This is a genomic window from Rhizobium sp. P2_G2 (assembly GCF_056403555.1).
Window position 1 is genome coordinate 1 of the sequence record NZ_JBFUFF010000033.1, and the last position, 17102, is coordinate 17102.

Genomic DNA, 17102 nt, shown 5'->3' on the forward strand with positions numbered 1-17102 from the left:
CTGGTCACCGGCGGCGCAATCCCCAATTCCGTCTCGGCCGAAGGCTGCTACATCCAGCCGACCGTCTTTGCCGACGTCAAGGACGGCATGGCCATCGCCCGCGAAGAGATTTTCGGACCGGTCATGTGCGTGCTCGATTTCGATCACGAGGACGAGGTCGTCGAGCGCGCCAACGCCACCGAATTCGGCCTTTCCGGCGGGGTCTTCACCAATGACCTGGCTCGCGCGCATCGAATGGTGGATCGGCTTGAAGCGGGGACGCTGTGGATTAACACCTACAATATCTGCCCGGTGGAAATCCCGTTCGGTGGCGTCAAGCAATCCGGCTTCGGCCGCGAGAACTCACTTGCCGCCATCAATCATTATTCCGAAATCAAGACAGTCTATGTGTCGATGGGCAAGGTCGAGGCGCCGTATTGAGGCTTCGACGGACATTGAATCAGACGATTTGAACAGAGGGATACGTTTTCGCGATGACTTGCCGTTCTCCTGTTCGTCGTTGCGATCACATGTCCTCTCAGACACCCGCATCTGCAATGATGACTGCCGCGTCTTCAGCCCGCCACAAGATCGTCGAGATCGACTTTCAGGACGGTTGCGATACGCTTCAATACGTCAACGGTGCCGGTCTTCTTGCCGCTCTCGATCTCAGACAGATAGGGCTGCGAGATACCGGCAGCCTCGGCAAGCTCGGAAATCGTCAGGCCGCGATATTTACGGTAGGTTCTGATACGGCTGTCTGTTTCGGTGAGCTCCACGACCAATTCGTGCGGCCATGTCTCTTCCCCGGCCGCGACGCGAGCCATGATGGCACTGGCATGCAGACCGTCGATGAGATCTTCATAATCGTCTTCGCTCAGAAGAACATAGTTCTTGCCGTCGATCGTAAGCTTTTGGATATCACCCATGCTGCGTCACTCCTTGTAGATACTGCCGCGGGGTCCTGCATCGATGACCATGACGACTCTGCCCTGATCGTCGATGATCACCCTGTCCTGGCCGACGCGGATGCGGAAGTAGTCATTGCCTTGCATTTTCTTGATGTCGACCGGTTCACCGCGGGCATACTGCTCAAGCTTCGACAGAATGGCGGAGCTGCGCCAAGACTGCATGCGATTCAAGCTCTTCTTTGCCTCGCGCGTGTAAATGATCTGCTTCATCGAACGAGCATAGCTAATAGCGATAGAATTTACCAGAATCAAAATAGCTTTTCGCGATGCCGCGACATCGTCTGAAAATGACCAGGGAAAACAACATGCAGGCGGATTTCATCATCATCGGTTCGGGTTCGGCAGGGTCGGCATTGGCCTATCGTCTGTCCGAAGACGGCAAGAATACGGTTCTGGTGCTGGAATTTGGCGGCTCGGATTTCGGCCCGTTCATCCAGATGCCGGCCGCACTCGCCTGGCCGATGAGCATGAAGCGCTACAATTGGGGCTATCTCTCCGAGCCCGAGCCGAACCTCAACAATCGCCGCATCACCGCGCCGCGCGGCAAGGTCATCGGCGGTTCTTCGTCGATCAACGGCCTCGTCTATGTCCGCGGCCATGCCGAAGATTTCAACCGCTGGGAAGAGCTCGGCGCTCGCGGCTGGTCCTATGCCGATGTGCTGCCCTATTACAAGCGGCAGGAAACGTCGCATGGCGGCCAGGATGGATGGCGCGGCACCAACGGTCCGCTGCATGTGCAGCGCGGCCCCGTAACCAATCCGCTGTTTCGCGCCTTCATCAAGGCCGGCGGCGAGGCTGGTTTCGAGACGACCGAGGACTATAACGGCGAAAAGCAGGAAGGTTTCGGCCTGATGGAGCAAACCATCCATCAGAGCCGTCGCTGGTCCGCGGCCAATGCTTATCTGAAGCCGGCGCTGAAGCGCCCCAATGTCGAGCTGCTGCGTTGTTTTGCCCGGCGCATCATCATCGAGAATGGCCGCGCCACCGGCGTCGAGATCGAGCGTGGCGGCAAGGTCGAAGTGGTCAAGGCGAACCGCGAGGTGATCGTCTCCGCTTCGTCCTTCAATTCGCCGAAGCTGCTGATGCTGTCCGGCATTGGCCCGGCCGCGCATCTCGGCCAGTTGGGTATCGAGGTCAAGGTCGATAGGCCGGGCGTCGGCGCCAACCTGCAGGACCATATGGAATTCTATTTCCAGCAGGTCTCGACCAAGCCGGTATCGCTCTATTCCTGGCTGCCCTGGTTCTGGCAGGGCGTGGCCGGTGCGCAATGGCTGCTGACCGGAGGCGGCCTCGGCGCGTCGAACCAGTTCGAGGCCTGTGCCTTCATCCGCTCGGCGCCAGGCGTCAAGCAGCCGGACATCCAATATCACTTCTTGCCGGTGGCGATCTCCTATGACGGTAAGGCGGCGGCCAAGAGCCACGGCTTCCAGGCTCATGTCGGCTACAATCTGTCCAAGTCGCGCGGCAATGTCACGCTGCGCTCGGCCGATCCCAAGGCAGAGCCGGTGATTCGCTTCAATTATATGAGCCATGAGGAAGACTGGATCAAATTCCGTCATTGCGTCCGCATGACCCGTGAAATCTTCAGCCAAAAGGCCTTCGACGAATTCCGCGGCCCCGAAATTCAGCCGGGTGAGGGCGTTCAGACCGACGAGCAGATCGACGCTTTTTTGCGCGAACATCTCGAAAGCGCCTATCACCCCTGTGGTACCTGCCGCATGGGTGCCAAGGACGATCCGATGGCCGTTGTCGATCCCGAAACCCGCGTCATCGGCGTCGACGGCTTGCGGGTCGCCGACTCCTCGATCTTTCCGCATGTCACCAACGGCAACCTCAACGCGCCGTCGATCATGACCGGCGAAAAGGCTGCCGACCATATTCTTGGCAAGCAGCCCTTGGCGCGATCCAACCAGGAGCCGTGGATCAATCCGCGCTGGGAAACCAGCGACCGCTAAGCGAAGCGGGCGTGGTAGGGGCGGAGCCATTGCAGGGCTTCAGGCAGGGTTTTGTTCAATCCTGCCTCCATCCTCGCATAATTGCGGTGCAGAAGCAGGCCGAGCGCGATGATCATCAGCCCGATCGCTGACAGGGCGAAGGAAAAGATCAGCACGTCCGGGAACACTTCGCTGGCGAGATAGCCGAGATAGGTGGCGACGCCAAGCGCCCCGAACACGGCATAGACGCGCCGGTTGAGGAAGACCCCGAGGCCGATCATGCCGGCGCAGAGCAGGCAATAGAGCGCCTTGTCGAGCTCCGAGCCGCCGTCGGTCGCCGTCAGCGCGCCCCAGAAGGCCATGACGCCGAAGATATGGATCCAGAAGGGGAAATCCGGACCATCGCGGCGCAGGATATCCACGGCCCAGGCAGCAAGGATCATCACCAGCCCGAAGATGATCGAAACGTTCTGGCGCACCTGCCAATCGTCATAGCCATCCGGCCGGCGTGTGAACCACAGCGCCAGATCCATCGACATGAACCACAAGGCAACCGCCGCCACCAGCAGGATGAACGGGAAGGGATAGCGCCAGATGGCGAGCAGCGAGGCGATGATCGCGCCGATCTCCATATAGAGCCAGCTGCCGTTCATGTAGGGGAAGAAATTCTTGTATTCGCCGGGATTGCCGAGCGCGTATTTCCACAGGTCGAGCGCATCCTGGACGCCGTAGATGATCAGCGGCACCATTGAAACGGCAGCGGCGACCAGCAGCCCGGCCGGCACCCTGAGGCCCGGCTTTCGCCAGAGATATTCGCCAGCCGCCAGCAGGACGACGAGATAGGCAGCACCGCAGCCGGCCAGTGCCCATCCGCCCATGCGGTTGAATGCTTCATTGGTGAACAGGCCCATCGCACCGATGACGATCAGCGCCCCGGCATACCAGAGCACATGGGTGAGATCGAAACGAGGAGCAGGGGCAGCCGTCGCAGGCATGCGCCGTGCGGCAAGAAAATTGGCGATATCAGCCAATTTCGCGTCATCGATCAGCCCGGCATCGCGGATTGCGCGGAGGTCGGCATCGGCCAGCATGGCAGACTCCATTGTTCAACTTTGTACTGATTAGACGCATGAGGCGGCGCGAATATTCAGCCGCGGCTACTCACCCTGTTTCAGCACGTTGGAAACGATACGGAAAGGGCTGGAAATCGTCGCCGCGGCGGCGTCGAAGACGAAGGCGCCTGCCTTGCCGACGCCGTTATTTCGCTGCGCATTCGCAGCCAGCGCGGGACCAAGGAGTTTGATGTCGGCGAACCGGCTGTGACGAGCCGAATCCGTCGGCTGGATCGTGGAAATGTCGATCAGTTCGACGCCGGCCTCGACCGCTGCGGCTTGCACCCGCGGGTCCCGGACATCGAGGCTACCTACGCGTTGCGTGCTGGCGCTGATGAATTTCGATACGGCCAGCGCCCGGTCATCGCCGGCCACCAGGATGGTGATCGGATGTTTCATCTTGCCGATCACCCTGGCCTGTGTCCTGAAGACGTCGGCGTCGATATCGGGTGCGGCAAGGATGACCGTCAGTTTCGCCAGGACATCGTCGCGGCCTTCGAGCTTGAGTTGCCGCAGCGCCTCCATCACCAGCCAGCCGCCCATCGAGTGGCCGAAGATGACCGAGTCATCGGGGCCGCGTCCCTTGGTGATCTCGACCATCAGGTCGGCGAGATAGTCGCGCGAATAGGTGGCGGATTCCTTGTCGGCCACATAGCCGGCGACGGCACCCTGTGACGGCCAGGTAAAGGCGATCGGCGTCGCTTTGACGTCGCCATCGGCGGCGATCTGCGCCAATCGAAACAATGCCTCCTGATAGTTCGTGTTGTAGCCATGCACGAAGACGCCGACCTTGCCCGGTGCCTTGCTATCGGCATTGAGCGAATTGAGAAAGCTCTGGCGATCGAGCACGGACTGGCCGACGACGGCGAAGGTTTTTTCCGCATCGGGCTTCTTGTCCGGCCACTCGATCTCGGATGATTTGTGGTTCGGCGGGATGGAAACAGTCAGTTCGGCATAGTTCGCATCGAGTGATTTGCCATTGCCATAGACATTGGTGTTCAGCTTCAGCCGGTCACGGGTCGACACCGAATAGACCTTCACCAGCCTTGCATCGGGTGCTGCGGCGACAGTGTTCAACAGCGTCGGACCTGGCCTGGAGACGCAGGCGGCCAGGCTGCCCGCGACAACCGCGATCAGTGCGACGCGGAGGATTTTGGACCAAACACCCGACATGAACGCCCCGAAGATGAACCTGCTGGCCCTCCTATAGCAGCGCATAGAAGCTTTGGCCATCGCCGCCGGTCCAGCGGAAAACGCCTCTAAAATAGGGTTGAGATCTATGTCTTCTGCACCCTGAGCCCCGCTTCGCCCAGCATTTCGCATTGTAGGTCGCCGATCGCATCCGGCACGATCACACCGGTCGCGGCCTCCAGCGGCATGATGGTGACGGGGGAGGCCGCATCGAGTTTTTCAAGAGTCGCCAACACCCAGGTCTGGCGCGCCTGCGCGGCAATCTGCCGCTTGATCGCCGCCTCTTCGGCGTCACCAGTCGAAAAGCCGTGGCGGGGATGGATGGCGGTGACCCCCAGGAAGAAAATGTCCGGTCGGATGGAAGCGATCGCTGTTGCGGCGACGGCACCGACCGCCACCATCGAATGCTTGTAGAGCCGGCCACCGACCAGCATGACCTCGGCGGAAGGGTGATGTTCGAGCTCTGCGGCAATAGTCGGGCTGTGGGTCACGATGGTGAAGGGGAAGGTCCGGGGCAAGGCGCGGGCAATCTCTGCATTGGTCGTGCCGCCGTCGAGGAAGACGATCTGGCCGGGTTCAATCATAGCTGCCGCCCTGGCTCCAAGCCTCTGCTTTTCATCTGAAGCCACGGACCGTCGGGCCGAGAAGTCCGGCAGATCGGGCTGTATTGGCAGGGCGCCGCCATGCACGCGGGTGAGAAGGCCGCTTGCGGCCATCTCGCGGAGGTCACGCCGGACAGTATCTTCAGAGAGGCTGAGCTCTTCGGCAAAGCCTTTCGCCACCAGCCGGCCGTCGCGGCGGATGCGATCTATGATCAGCGCCTTGCGTTCACTCGTCAACATTCATTCTTGACTCTGCACGAAATTGCACGAATAATCCTGAATATATCCATAAATGAACTTGAAACAAGAAAATTATGGATATTTCGTTTGTGTTCGTGCAAAAATAAGGAGTGACCACATGCTGATTTTGATAGCTGGCCCCTACCGTTCAGGAACGGGTGACGATCCTGCCAGGATGGCGGCCAACCTGAAGGTGCTCGAAGCGCCGTCCTATGCGCTGTTCAAGGCCGGCCACGTGCCGATGATCGGCGAATGGGTGGCGCTGCCGGTCTGGAACGCCGCCGGCGGCGAGCATGTCGGCGATGATCTCTATGAGGAGGTTTTCCACCCGGTCGCGCATCGCCTGCTCGCCCTCTGCGAGGGCGTGCTGCGCCTGCCGGGAGCGTCAAAGGGGGCGGACAATGATGTCAGGATAGCGACGGAACGGGGGATTCCGGTGTGGCATGATTTGGGGGATGTGCCGGGCGTGATCGGGTGACGTTGAAGCTGCATGCTTGTTTCGGACTGGGGGATGCGCTCCGTGAGATCCCTCAGTCGTAATCTTCTTCGCGCTGGTGCCTTACGCCGAGAATAGTCACATAGGTGTCGTCCTCGATTTCAAACAGGACGATGTAACCGGATGCTCCGAACGGAACGAGTAATTCGCGCAGAAACGGATTTTCGCTCTGGGCCTTGCGGCAAGTGAAAGGAAATTCCTGTAAAATTTCCATTCCTTTGCGGACAGAGGCCAGTGCCTTCTCGGCAGCCTTGAGATCACGCCGCAAGAGGAATGCGTAGAGGCGTTTTAAATCCCCCCGCGCTTCCTTGGTATAGCGTACCCGATAGCTCAACGTGCCTCGGCCCTCTTGGCCTCGGCCAACATCTCAGCGAGTTCATCGAGAACATCGTCTGCTGGATAATATTCCGACGTTTTCCTTGCATTGTCACGGGCTTGAAGACCGCGGACAAGAAATTCATCGTCGAGCTGCCGTTGGCGGATTTTGTCGCGCACGGCCGTCTCGATGAACGACGACAGAGTCTCGCCATCGCGTAATATCTTCTCCGCGCTTTCGCGCAATTTGGATTCAACACGCAGGGGCGGCAGTGTCGCGGCCTTCATCGTAACCTCATGCATTGCATTTGTGATGCACAGTAGCAGAAGCACTCAAAACCGCAACGCCATTCACCCCTCCGCGCGCCGCCGCTCCATCATCGTCCGGAACGCATCCCGGTCATGGCAGCGTTCGTACCAGGCCGAGACGCGCGGATAGTTGGCGAAGAAATCCTTCTCCGGCCAGGCGTAGCGGATGACCTCCACCAGATTGAGGTCCGCCACGGTGAAGCGGTCGCCGACCAGATAATCCTGCTGGGCGAGATGCGCTTCGAGCACGCCGATTGGCCGTTTCAGCAACCGCGTCGCCACCGCGATCGTCTCCTTGCCGCCGGGCGTGTCCTGCAGGGCGCGGTCGTGGGTCTGCACGATCTTGATCGAATGGACCTCGACCTCGGTTGCGGCCCAGACCGACCATTGCGTGATCAGGCCGTCCTCGTTCAGGCTGCCCGCCGCCAGCGGCCCGCGATGCTTGCTGGCGAGATAGAGATTGATGGCGATCGATTCGCCGAGCACCAGCCCGTCATCGTCGATGGTCGGAATATGGCCGTTCGGATTGAGCTTCAGAAATGCCGGAGAATGGGTATTGAGCGGCGCATCCGCCGCCAGTGAATCGGGCAGGCGATAGCCCTGGATTACCGGAATGCTCTCGAATTCGATCCCGAGTTCCAGAGCCATCCAATAGTTGCGTGAAGCCCGCGACTGATAAACGCCATAAATTTTCAGCATATCCCGTCTCCCGTTTCGACGCGGCGCAGAATCACGATCATGGTGCTCGGGGTCAACCCGCCGTTCCATGAATTTTACCCATGTCGGATGTGAAGCGATGTGATGGGCGTCTCGTGTCGGTTGCGTAAATGGCCGTAAGCCAGTTATTCTATGCCAAGCCCTCGAACTGCCGGTGATTTGCCGGCATCGAGCAATAGACTTGTTTGGAGAAAACCCAATGAGCCTTTTCGGCGATCTCAACCTTGCGGAATTTGCCACGGTGCTGCGCACCGCCGCGGCGTCCTTCGGCCACATCAAGCCGCCGTCAGGCTTTGAAGAGCTGAAAATGAAGGACCTTGGCATCAACCAGGACGGCACGACTTTCACCAGCCGCAACGGCCGCGGCAAGGCGATCGTGGCGCAGCAAGGCGATGATCTGATCGTCGCCTTCCGCGGCACCGATCACTTCAACGATGTCCTCGACTACGACAAAATCTCGGCCAGCAAAAACTACTACAGGCAGTTCGAACTGCTGCTGAAAAACGTCGCCAGCTATGTCCGGCACGAGGACCTGAACGTCACCTTTACAGGCTTCAGCCTCGGCGGAGCGGTCGCCAACATCATTGCCGATCATGCCGGGATACACTGGAACAAGGCCTTCGCCGATGCTCACTTTGTCGGCATTGCCAGTCCCTACCTTTCCAACAACCATAAGGTCGACATCCTCAATGTCGGCTTCAGCAACGATATCGTCTTTCATCTCGCGCCAGGCAGTTGGGACAATGGCAGGCAAGAGACCGCGACCAACCACATCTTCCTCTATCAGCAGCACGCCCACACCAAGACCGACAATCTGAGCGACAGGGTGTCCGTCCATCGCATCGGCCATTACGGCGATGCGGTCGAAGCGCTGGCCGACACTGTCCTCGATGACGGAACCATGCTCTCCGATCGCCTGACCAGGCACAGTTTCGTCTTGTTCGACCACACCCATGGCATTCTGAGGGCCGGGCGGCTCGAACATCCGTTTGGAACTTTCCTGACCGCGATCGGCGCGAACGGCCGCGACAGGATGACCGGCGCAAGCAGCCACAACCACGGCAGTCATGTCGAATGGTTCTTCGGCCGTGGCGGCAATGACAGCCTCAATGGTCGCGACGGCAACGACGTGCTCTATGGCGGGACAGGCGACGATGCCCTGCTGGGCGGCTCCGGAAAGGACTATCTTTCGGGCGGCAAAGGGGACGACAGGCTCTCTCTGGCGGACAATGGTGACCGGGCGCTCGGCGGTGCCGGAGACGATACCTTCCTCGTCGACGGCCTGTTGCCGCTCAACGCCAAAGGACGTCCATCGGAAAACGGCACGCACACGGCGCGGATCGTCATCGACGATTTCACCCCGGGCGTCGATGTGCTGAACCTGCGCCGCCTCGACGGCAATCTCGATCACAAAGGCGACCAGCCGCTGCACTTTGCCGGCTATGAGCAATATGACGCGTCCGATGGCCTCGATGCGCTCGAAAAGGGTTTCGTCAATGACACGAGGCCTGGCTCGGTGACCATTTTCAACGACAAATCGGGTGACACGCTGGTCATCGTCAACATGGACGGCGATCGCGGCCGCGAGGTCGAAATCGTCTTGCGCGGGGGTGTCGGCGACATCCACCACGATATCCTTTTCTGAGCGGGTCCGGCGAAGCCGGTTCAGCCCATGGGCAGGAAGTCGACATGGCCGCTGTCGAGGTCGTAATAAGCGGGGACGACCTTGACCTTACCGGCCTCGACGAGATGCGAGATGATGGGGCTTTCTTCGAGAATGCGTGCTGCACCGCGGACGGCATTGGCATGCACGGTATTGTCGACGAAGTCGCCCGCCTTGCCGCGCTGCGTGAGCGCCACGGGAATGATCGGCTGGATCATCTTGCCGACAGAGGCTTCATAGGCGGTGCCATTCGTAACGGAATCGCACGCCGCGACCACGGCGCCGCAGTTCTTGTGCCCCATCACCACGACGAGCGGTGCATGCAGATGCTCGGCTCCATATTCGACCGTGCCGAGGCCGTTGGTTTCCAGTACATTGCCGGCATTGCGCACGACGAAGAGTTCGCCGAGATTGACGCCGCCGAAGATCAGTTCCGGCGTCACCCGGCTGTCGGAACAGGTCAGGATCGTCGCCCAGGGCGCCTGACCCTTAGCGGTTTCGCTGCGGCGTTCGGCGAGATGGGCAGCACAGGCATTGGCGTCGGAGACGAATTTGGCATTGCCGGCCTGCAGTCTGGCAAGGGCTTCGTCTGGGCTAAGCGCGCTTTCAGCGGTGGCAGCAAAGGAAAGCGTCGGCGACAGAGCGAGCGCTGCGGCGCCCAGACTGGCCATGGAGAGAAAATGACGACGGTTGAGTTGTGACATCCGGCATTCGAAACACATTTGATACCCCCCGGTAAAATGATCTGGGACGACAACGGCGGCAACTTAGCGCCCTTCTGTGACGCGTGGGCGAAACGGCCGTGACAGCAACCGACAATATCACCTTTCGACGGGCCTGGGTCGGAAAGATCATCGATAGAGCGGTGATGGCTGGCTGATGACGGATTTCTTCCGGCGAACACATTCGTGCCGGCCATGCGAAAAATTTCTCGATATGGCACGGCGCTTCAGTCTTTGGTAACCAGGATCGGTAACCATGATGGCATGTATTGCGTTTCGTTCTGGTGAGTATCAATGGCAGCTGTGCTAACGCTGTCGGACGCCCTGCGTGGGCTTTCCGGCAATTCCTGGATCAACTCCATCATCAAGGGCGATTGCGTCGCCGCGCTCGAAGCGCTTCCCGACAAATCCGTCGACCTGATCTTCGCCGACCCACCCTATAACCTGCAGCTCGGCGGCGCGCTGCATCGCCCGGATCAGTCGCTGGTCGATGCCTGCGACGATGAATGGGACCAGTTCGCCTCCTTCGAAGCCTACGATGCCTTCACCCGCGCCTGGCTGCTCGCCTGCCGCCGCGTGCTCAAACCGAATGGCACGATCTGGGTGATTGGTTCCTATCACAACATCTTCCGCGTCGGCGCCACGCTGCAGGATCTGGATTTCTGGATTCTCAACGACATCGTCTGGCGCAAGACCAATCCCATGCCGAATTTCAAGGGCCGCCGGTTCCAGAACGCGCATGAGACGATGATCTGGGCGAGCCGCGATCCCAAGGCCAAGGGCTATACCTTCAATTATGAAGCGATGAAGGCGGCCAATGACGATGTTCAGATGCGCTCGGACTGGCTTTTCCCGATCTGCTCGGGCGGCGAACGCCTGAAGGGTGCCGATGGTAAGAAGGCACATCCGACGCAAAAACCCGAGGCACTGCTCGCCCGCATCCTGATGGCATCGTCAAAGCCCGGCGATATCGTGCTCGACCCGTTCTTCGGCTCCGGCACAACCGGTGCGGTCGCCAAGCGACTTGGCCGCCATTTCGTCGGCGTCGAGCGCGAGCAGGACTATATCGACGCCGCCTCGGCCCGCATCGCCGCCGTCGAGCCGCTGTCCAGCGCCGAACTAACTGTTATGACCGGCAAGAAGGCCGAGCCGCGCGTCGCCTTCAACACGCTGGTGGAAAGCGGACTGATTCGGCCTGGCACCGTGCTGACCGACGCCCGTCGCCGGCACGCGGCGATCGTTCGCGCCGACGGCACGCTCGCCGCCAATGGCGAGGCCRGCTCGATCCATCGCGTCGGCGCCCGTGTTCAGGGCCTGGACGCCTGCAACGGCTGGACGTTCTGGCATTTCGAGGACGGCCAGATTCTGCGCCCGATCGATGATCTGAGGGCTGTTGTGCGAAAGGGAATGGGAGAGGCGGGCGGCTGACGCTCGCCTTGGGGCGTTATCGGACCGCCTAATTGCAGCCTATTTGGAAACCACTTCATCTCCACGGTATCTTAAATAGCTGAAAATGTTGCATAATTTCCTCAATGCGGCACTCTTTTGCGCGGCACGGCGTCGCATGCCGCATGTTCGTTTGTGTCATCGGGCAAATCAGTCTAACGCCAAAATTGTTCCTCTCTTGTTTGTTGTGATCCGGAACGGGGTATCAATGTCCGATATCCGGCAGCATGGAGATGAACCGGCGGCGTCTGCCGCCCGCGGGATTCTGCTGCCGTGACCGCGGCCATGACCCGAAAATTCTCCTTCGCCGGATCGGCCTGACCCAAGGGCAAAACGATCGACCTCATGAAGGAGGCTCAAAATGAGCAGTGTTTCTTCTGCTTCGAGTAGCAATGTTGCGTATTACGCGTCCCAGCGAAACAGTCTTTTCAGCAAGCTGGACAGCGACCAGGACGGCACGTTGAGCGAAGACGAATTCGTCGCCGGCCGGCCGAAGGATGTCAGCTCAAGCCAGGCATCGAAACTTTATTCCAAGCTCGACACGTCAGGCACTGGTGCGCTCAGCGAAGATGATTTCGATCAGGGTATGGATGACCAGAGTCGACCGAGTCTCGGCGGCATCCAATCGCTGCTGTCGGGCAATGCCATGGCCGTGCTGATGCTGATGTCGCCGCAGGGCGGCATGCAGTTCAACAGCGACACCACGGGTTCAGATAGCGGTCAGCCGAGTGCAGCCGACATGTATTCCTCGATGGACACCGATGGTGACGGCTCTGTGAGCCAGGCGGAATTTCTTGCCGCCCGTCCGGATAATATGAGCGAAGACGATGCTACCAAGGTCTATGACTCCATCGACACGACCGGTACCGGCTCGATCACCGAGGAGCAATTCGCCGACAGCATGAAGAACATGGCGGCCCAGAATCAAGGCGGCATGCCGCCGGCGCCCCCGCCGCTCGATTCGAGCAGCGACAGTTCGCAGTCGCCCGATGATGTCTTCGATTCGCTCGACACCAACAAGGATGGCAGCGTCTCCGAGGCCGAGTTCCTGGCAGGCCGTCCGGATGATGTGACCGACGATCAGGCCTCCGACCTGTTCGGCAGCATCGATACTGAGGGTATCGGATCGATCAGCAAGGATCAGTTCGACAGCTATGTGAGCAATGCGCTTGGCCAGGATCAGACGGACACGACTGACACCGCCACTGCGACGGATGACAGCAGCCTGACAGAATTTAGCAATTGGCCGGCGCCTTCTCCTTTGACCCGAGCAAGGGCATCAGCGATCTCCTGACCATGCTGGGCTCAATGTCTTCCGACGCCTCTGCGGCGACCGAAGCAGCCTGATTCCCCTTATCCGGCTGGGACATGCCGGCGGTCCTGCGACCGCCGGCATAGCATACATATCTAGGTACAGCTTGCACAGCAGCATCGCCCATGCGAGGAACAAGAGCACAGTCTATACCGAGTTCGTCATGCGCCGCTTCATTCCCGATACCTTCACCCTGCTTCTCGTGCTGACCGTGGCGATCGCCAGTGTCCTGCCGGCGCAGGGCACGTTCGCGTCCTATTTCGGCGTGGCGACCAATTTCGCGATTGCACTCCTGTTCTTCCTGCACGGTGCGCGCCTGTCGCGGGATGTGGTGATCGCTGGCATCCTGCACTGGCGGCTGCATCTGGTGATCCTGCTCACCACATTTGCCGTGTTTCCGCTGATTGGCCTGGCGATCGGCCTTGTGCCGCAAAGCATCCTGCCGCATTCGCTCTATCTCGGGATCCTTTTCCTCTGCGTGTTGCCGTCGACAGTGCAGTCGTCGATCGCCTTCACCTCGATCGCCCACGGTAATGTGCCGGCAGCCATCTGTGCGGCCTCTGCCTCGAACGTCTTTGGTATGTTCCTGACACCGTTGCTCGCTGGCGTGCTCTTCGCCACCGGCGGCCATGGCGGCTTCTCCCTCGACGTCCTCTGGAAAATCCTGCTGCAATTGCTGGCGCCCTTCGTCGCCGGCCAGATCCTGCAGCCCTGGATCGGCGACTGGGTCCGCGCGCGCAAAAAACTGCTTGCGCCGGTCGATCGCGGCTCGATCCTCATGGTCGTCTACCTCGCCTTCAGCGATGCGATGAACGAGGGCATGTGGCACAAGTTCTCGATCGGCGACATTGCAACGGTCGTCGTCGCCGACATGCTGCTGCTTGCTTTCGTCCTGGTCTTCACCTCGGTCGGCGGACGCCTGCTGGGCTTCAATCGCGCCGACCGCATCACCATTACCTTCTGCGGCTCGAAGAAGAGTCTCGCGAGCGGCGTGCCGATGGCCAATGTGATTTTCGCCGGTCAGGGCGTCGGCGCCATCGTCTTGCCGCTGATGCTTTTCCATCAGATCCAACTGATGGCCTGTGCATACTTGGCGCAGCGCTACGCGCGGCAGGCGCCTCAGGCGCATGAGGTGCCCGTTGCAGCCGATCCGCGCCGCGCTTGAACGACGATCAGCGACCACGTTTCGCCGCATGCCGGTGAGCGGCGGCTCATCCAAAGGCCCATCAGAAAATCTCATTCCTGCCATCAGCCGATTTCGTTGGCTGCGGTCAGCGCGCGCCGGTAGTCTCTCTTCGAGCCAACGGTTCCCACTTCCGGCCCTTCGCCGTTAGTCTCCCCGCACGAAGGGCCGGCATTTTCTTGACAGGGACGATTTGCGCGCAGATGCATCCGGCGTGAACTGCCACCGTTTTTACTGCTTAACCGAAAATGAAATTGTCGGCGGTTAGCGTGTGAACATCGACATTGGGGAGCATGAACGTTTCCGACCGATATTTATGATCCACCAAATAGTAATAGCCTACTTCAGCGGTATTCACGCCATTGACGTACACTTCCTGCTTCGAGAGTTGAGAAAAATCTTTGATCGAGGTAGTCCGAAGGTCGATTTTGTCCTGGGTGACGTCAAAGTCGGCAATGGAATCGGTGCCTGTCGCTGGCCTCATGACGAAGACATCGGCGCCGCTTCCTCCAATCAACAGGTCATTGCTTGAGCCTCCGTCCAGGACGTCATTACCTGCCCCGCCCATCAGGATGTCGCGGGAATCGTTGCCATTGAGATGATCGCCGTGGGTCGTGCCGCGGATTACGGGCCGATCGTTGCTGATGTCGAACGTGACTACTGACGGAGCCTTTTCCGTATCGGAACCACCATTGGCGGTGCCGCCATTGTCTAGGACGGAAAAGGTGAAGTTGGTCGAATCCCCTTTTATCTGATCCTTGCTGAAATCGAACGACAGCTTTTCGAGATCGGCGGACCTGATTTCCTCGCCGACCTTGACCGCGTGACCAGCCAGTTCCAGCGTACCGAAGCTCGGCAGCGAGTCGATGATGATCGATTTGAACTTGTCATTCTCGACATCTTGAAACTGGAAGAGTTGGTCGATGAAATCGAAATGATCGCCGGCATTGACCCTGACGGACGTGTTCTCGCTTATGGGTGCATCATTGACCGGCAGCACATTGATCGTCAGCGTGTGCCAGGTTTTGTCGGTATGCTGGCCATCAGGATCATGAGAATTGTCGATTACCTTGAATTTGAAAGTGGCATAGTCGTTCCCGGTCTCGTTCTCGCCTGGAGTAAACATCAGGTGGCTATAACCGCCGGCCAGGAATATGCTTCTCGTGCCGTGCATTCCCACCGGTTTTCCGCTGGCGGTCATCTGCCCATTTCCACCTTCGGCGGCGATGAGAACTGCACCAAGCCTGTCGCCATCGATGTCGGCAAAAGGAAAATCATCGGTAGTCAGTTTCACGACCTGATCCTCGAGGATCGTGATCGTATTGTCGCCTCCCGTAGGGGCGTCGTCGACAGGCGCTACAGTGAAGCTAAAACGCGCAGGCTCGGTGCTTACAGCACCAGTAGCATCCACGGCTTCGAATGTGAAACCCGCGCTGTCGCCATTGAAGTTGGCAGCAGGCGTCCAGGTCAGATGATTGATGTCGCCCGTGGCGATCGTATCGCCGGCATGGACCTCCGCTCCATTAAGACGCAGAGTTCCGATGTCCGGCAGCGTTTGAATGACGATACCGGTGATCGCGTCACCATCGTAGTCGGAGGTTTTGAAACTGTTGCGGCCGAACTTGTAGACTGCRTCCTCGTTCAGCCATCCGGAACTGGCCATGGCGACGGGCGGATTTTTGGCGTCGCCAACATGAAATGTTCGGGAATACAGGTGGTCGGCTCCGTCTGGGCCTGTGGCGATATAGGTATATTCCCAACCACCATCGCTCGTGGCTTCCACCGGAGCGACCTGCCCCATAACGGCACTCGTGAATGGCTTGCCGTTTTTCGTCCCGTCAGCATTGAAGACTTGCGTGTGTCCACCCCAAGAAGCCAGCCAGTCCCCATTGGACAATGCCAACGTTGACACACTGTCAAGGTAGGGATTATGGATGCTCCCGATGGTTTGATCCTCGACGAGCACATTACCCTCGCTGTCGAGAACGTGCATGTACAGATTTTTGCCGGTGGTGGCGGCCGTCCAGAAGACAGCCTGATTTCCGCCACTGAGCGTCAGCGTGTATTCATTGCCCGTGAAGTGGGAGGCAGAGGCATACTTTGCTCCTGTCGCTTCGCTCAGCAAATTGCCGTCGGCATCATAACGATCGTAGATCTCGTCCAAAAAACCATTATCACCGACGAAGCGCTTGATGACATATCCGCCGTCGTTTTTATATTGGATCCGTTCATTGGCATCGCCGACCAGCGAGTTGAGAATCTCGCCGGAGGGAGTGACAAGCAGGTAAGTCTCCTTGCCGTCGCTGGTGCCGAAAGTCACACTCAAGTCGCCGTTAGCCAGGGTCGTGGTCCAATAGCCTTCGAAATCATGTGCCAGTACTTTGTTGGCGACCTGTTCTCCCTCGGCGTTGAAAAATCGGGCGAAAAGCTTGCTTTCCTTTGGTGGCTGATCATAGGAAACGACTGCGTAGCCGTCACCAGCGAGTTTGACCAGTTGCGGATACCTGTCCCATCCTTCGATATCCTCCGACAATCGATTTCCGTTCGCGTCATACCTGACGACATGGAGGTTTGTCGTTACCTTCCCATCGACAGAATCATCGCGCAGATAGGACTCGATCCATCCTCCATCAAAAGTTGTGTATACTTCATCGGGAAAATCGCCATGGCCATGCTTGTCGAGTACAATCATGTCGCCCAAAGGCGAGCCATCTGCATCGTAGCGCTGGGAGACGAGCCAGCCTCTGTCATCGATCCACGACACAATCTTGGAATCGTCCGCGGTAGAAACAAAGACGGCGGACCGTTTCGCTGATAGCGGCTCCCCACTCAGCAAGGTCGCGTCCGACACAACAATTCCCACGTGTACCCCTCGACAAAAAGCATAAATCTTCAGCCGATCTGTATCGC

17 protein-coding genes are annotated in these 17102 nt (G+C 59.1%); 7 read left to right on the forward strand and 10 right to left on the reverse strand.

Features of this window, described 5'->3' with window-relative positions:
- A partial coding sequence (locus tag AC1D06_RS21800; protein ID WP_477987901.1) for an aldehyde dehydrogenase family protein occupies nt 1-420 on the forward strand: 420 nt, incomplete at its 5' end.
- Nucleotides 421-554: 134 nt separating this feature from the next.
- On the opposite strand, the gene AC1D06_RS21805 is transcribed toward AC1D06_RS21800, so the two are convergent.
- Together AC1D06_RS21805 and AC1D06_RS21810 are read right to left on the reverse strand one after the other, a co-directional pair.
- Complete coding sequence (locus AC1D06_RS21805; protein ID WP_477987902.1) at nt 555-908, reverse strand: helix-turn-helix domain-containing protein; 354 nt, start codon at nt 906-908, stop codon at nt 555-557.
- Nucleotides 909-914: 6 nt separating this feature from the next.
- The gene (locus tag AC1D06_RS21810) at nt 915-1160 is read right to left on the reverse strand and encodes a type II toxin-antitoxin system RelE family toxin (RefSeq protein ID WP_477987903.1); all 246 of its coding nucleotides are present in this window, start codon (nt 1158-1160) and stop codon (nt 915-917) included.
- Between the two features lie 95 nt (nt 1161-1255).
- On the opposite strand from AC1D06_RS21810, the gene betA reads away from it, so the two are divergent.
- Nucleotides 1256-2905 (forward strand): choline dehydrogenase, encoded by a 1650-nt coding sequence (gene betA / locus AC1D06_RS21815; protein WP_477987904.1) that lies wholly within the window; start codon nt 1256-1258, stop codon nt 2903-2905.
- On the opposite strand, the gene AC1D06_RS21820 is transcribed toward betA, so the two are convergent.
- The 3 genes from AC1D06_RS21820 to AC1D06_RS21830 form a co-directional block, all read right to left on the reverse strand.
- Nucleotides 2902-3975, reverse strand: coding sequence for a hypothetical protein (locus AC1D06_RS21820; RefSeq protein WP_477987905.1), 1074 nt, complete (start codon nt 3973-3975; stop codon nt 2902-2904). The genes betA and AC1D06_RS21820 overlap by 4 nt on opposite strands.
- A gap of 66 nt (nt 3976-4041) precedes the next feature.
- Nucleotides 4042-5169 carry an alpha/beta hydrolase gene (locus AC1D06_RS21825; protein WP_477987906.1) on the reverse strand — a complete coding sequence of 376 codons (1128 nt, stop codon included), beginning with the start codon at nt 5167-5169 and terminating at the stop codon, nt 4042-4044.
- A gap of 104 nt (nt 5170-5273) precedes the next feature.
- On the reverse strand, nt 5274-6029 hold the full coding sequence (locus AC1D06_RS21830; protein ID WP_477987907.1) for a DeoR/GlpR family DNA-binding transcription regulator: 756 nt from the start codon (nt 6027-6029) through the stop codon (nt 5274-5276).
- A gap of 118 nt (nt 6030-6147) precedes the next feature.
- Between AC1D06_RS21830 and AC1D06_RS21835 the strand changes: the two genes are divergently transcribed.
- Complete coding sequence (locus AC1D06_RS21835) at nt 6148-6507, forward strand: DUF4406 domain-containing protein (RefSeq protein WP_477882120.1); 360 nt, start codon at nt 6148-6150, stop codon at nt 6505-6507.
- A gap of 52 nt (nt 6508-6559) precedes the next feature.
- Here the strand turns inward: AC1D06_RS21835 and AC1D06_RS21840 are convergent, their stop codons facing one another.
- From AC1D06_RS21840 to AC1D06_RS21850, 3 genes are all read right to left on the reverse strand, one after another.
- A complete protein-coding gene (locus AC1D06_RS21840; RefSeq protein ID WP_477987908.1) occupies nt 6560-6859 on the reverse strand; it encodes a type II toxin-antitoxin system RelE/ParE family toxin in 300 nt (99 codons plus the stop codon).
- Nucleotides 6856-7128, reverse strand: a complete 273-nt coding sequence (locus AC1D06_RS21845) for a YlcI/YnfO family protein (RefSeq protein ID WP_477882124.1) — start codon at nt 7126-7128, stop codon at nt 6856-6858. The genes AC1D06_RS21840 and AC1D06_RS21845 overlap by 4 nt, the downstream gene beginning before the upstream one ends.
- A gap of 63 nt (nt 7129-7191) precedes the next feature.
- Nucleotides 7192-7848 (reverse strand): glutathione S-transferase family protein, encoded by a 657-nt coding sequence (locus tag AC1D06_RS21850; protein ID WP_477882126.1) that lies wholly within the window; start codon nt 7846-7848, stop codon nt 7192-7194.
- A 217-nt stretch (nt 7849-8065) separates the two neighbouring features.
- Between AC1D06_RS21850 and AC1D06_RS21855 the strand changes: the two genes are divergently transcribed.
- Nucleotides 8066-9511 (forward strand): alpha/beta hydrolase family protein, encoded by a 1446-nt coding sequence (locus AC1D06_RS21855; RefSeq protein WP_477987909.1) that lies wholly within the window; start codon nt 8066-8068, stop codon nt 9509-9511.
- Nucleotides 9512-9531: 20 nt separating this feature from the next.
- Here the strand turns inward: AC1D06_RS21855 and AC1D06_RS21860 are convergent, their stop codons facing one another.
- Nucleotides 9532-10233 carry a carbonic anhydrase gene (locus AC1D06_RS21860; protein ID WP_477987910.1) on the reverse strand — a complete coding sequence of 234 codons (702 nt, stop codon included), beginning with the start codon at nt 10231-10233 and terminating at the stop codon, nt 9532-9534.
- Nucleotides 10234-10545: 312 nt separating this feature from the next.
- Here AC1D06_RS21860 and AC1D06_RS21865 point away from each other — a divergent pair, with 312 nt between their 5' ends.
- The 3 genes from AC1D06_RS21865 to AC1D06_RS21875 all read left to right on the forward strand — a co-directional run bounded on the left by AC1D06_RS21865 (nt 10546) and on the right by AC1D06_RS21875 (nt 14174).
- On the forward strand, nt 10546-11679 hold the full coding sequence (locus AC1D06_RS21865) for a DNA methyltransferase (protein WP_477987911.1): 1134 nt from the start codon (nt 10546-10548) through the stop codon (nt 11677-11679).
- 379 nt (nt 11680-12058) lie between these two features.
- Nucleotides 12059-12991 (forward strand): EF-hand domain-containing protein, encoded by a 933-nt coding sequence (locus AC1D06_RS21870; protein WP_477987912.1) that lies wholly within the window; start codon nt 12059-12061, stop codon nt 12989-12991.
- Between the two features lie 181 nt (nt 12992-13172).
- Nucleotides 13173-14174: a bile acid:sodium symporter family protein gene (locus AC1D06_RS21875; protein WP_477882202.1), complete on the forward strand. Its 1002-nt coding sequence runs from the start codon at nt 13173-13175 to the stop codon at nt 14172-14174.
- Nucleotides 14175-14430: 256 nt separating this feature from the next.
- On the opposite strand, the gene AC1D06_RS21880 is transcribed toward AC1D06_RS21875, so the two are convergent.
- On the reverse strand, nt 14431-17043 hold the full coding sequence (locus tag AC1D06_RS21880; RefSeq protein WP_477987913.1) for an Ig-like domain-containing protein: 2613 nt from the start codon (nt 17041-17043) through the stop codon (nt 14431-14433).
- Between the last annotated feature and the right edge of the window lie 59 nt (nt 17044-17102).

Excerpts from the sequence above, each read along its gene's own strand:
- AC1D06_RS21805 (WP_477987902.1), bottom strand. The coding sequence starts at position 908 with ATGGGTGATATCCAAAAGCTTACGATCGACGGCAAGAACTATGTTCTT.
- AC1D06_RS21810 (WP_477987903.1), bottom strand. The coding sequence starts at position 1,160 with ATGAAGCAGATCATTTACACGCGCGAGGCAAAGAAGAGCTTGAATCGC.
- betA (WP_477987904.1), top strand. The coding sequence starts at position 1,256 with ATGCAGGCGGATTTCATCATCATCGGTTCGGGTTCGGCAGGGTCGGCA.
- AC1D06_RS21820 (WP_477987905.1), bottom strand. The coding sequence starts at position 3,975 with ATGCTGGCCGATGCCGACCTCCGCGCAATCCGCGATGCCGGGCTGATC.
- AC1D06_RS21825 (WP_477987906.1), bottom strand. The coding sequence starts at position 5,169 with ATGTCGGGTGTTTGGTCCAAAATCCTCCGCGTCGCACTGATCGCGGTT.
- AC1D06_RS21830 (WP_477987907.1), bottom strand. The coding sequence starts at position 6,029 with ATGTTGACGAGTGAACGCAAGGCGCTGATCATAGATCGCATCCGCCGC.
- AC1D06_RS21835 (WP_477882120.1), top strand. The coding sequence starts at position 6,148 with ATGCTGATTTTGATAGCTGGCCCCTACCGTTCAGGAACGGGTGACGAT.
- AC1D06_RS21845 (WP_477882124.1), bottom strand. The coding sequence starts at position 7,128 with ATGAAGGCCGCGACACTGCCGCCCCTGCGTGTTGAATCCAAATTGCGC.
- AC1D06_RS21850 (WP_477882126.1), bottom strand. The coding sequence starts at position 7,848 with ATGCTGAAAATTTATGGCGTTTATCAGTCGCGGGCTTCACGCAACTAT.
- AC1D06_RS21855 (WP_477987909.1), top strand. The coding sequence starts at position 8,066 with ATGAGCCTTTTCGGCGATCTCAACCTTGCGGAATTTGCCACGGTGCTG.
- AC1D06_RS21860 (WP_477987910.1), bottom strand. The coding sequence starts at position 10,233 with ATGTCACAACTCAACCGTCGTCATTTTCTCTCCATGGCCAGTCTGGGC.
- AC1D06_RS21870 (WP_477987912.1), top strand. The coding sequence starts at position 12,059 with ATGAGCAGTGTTTCTTCTGCTTCGAGTAGCAATGTTGCGTATTACGCG.
- AC1D06_RS21875 (WP_477882202.1), top strand. The coding sequence starts at position 13,173 with ATGCGCCGCTTCATTCCCGATACCTTCACCCTGCTTCTCGTGCTGACC.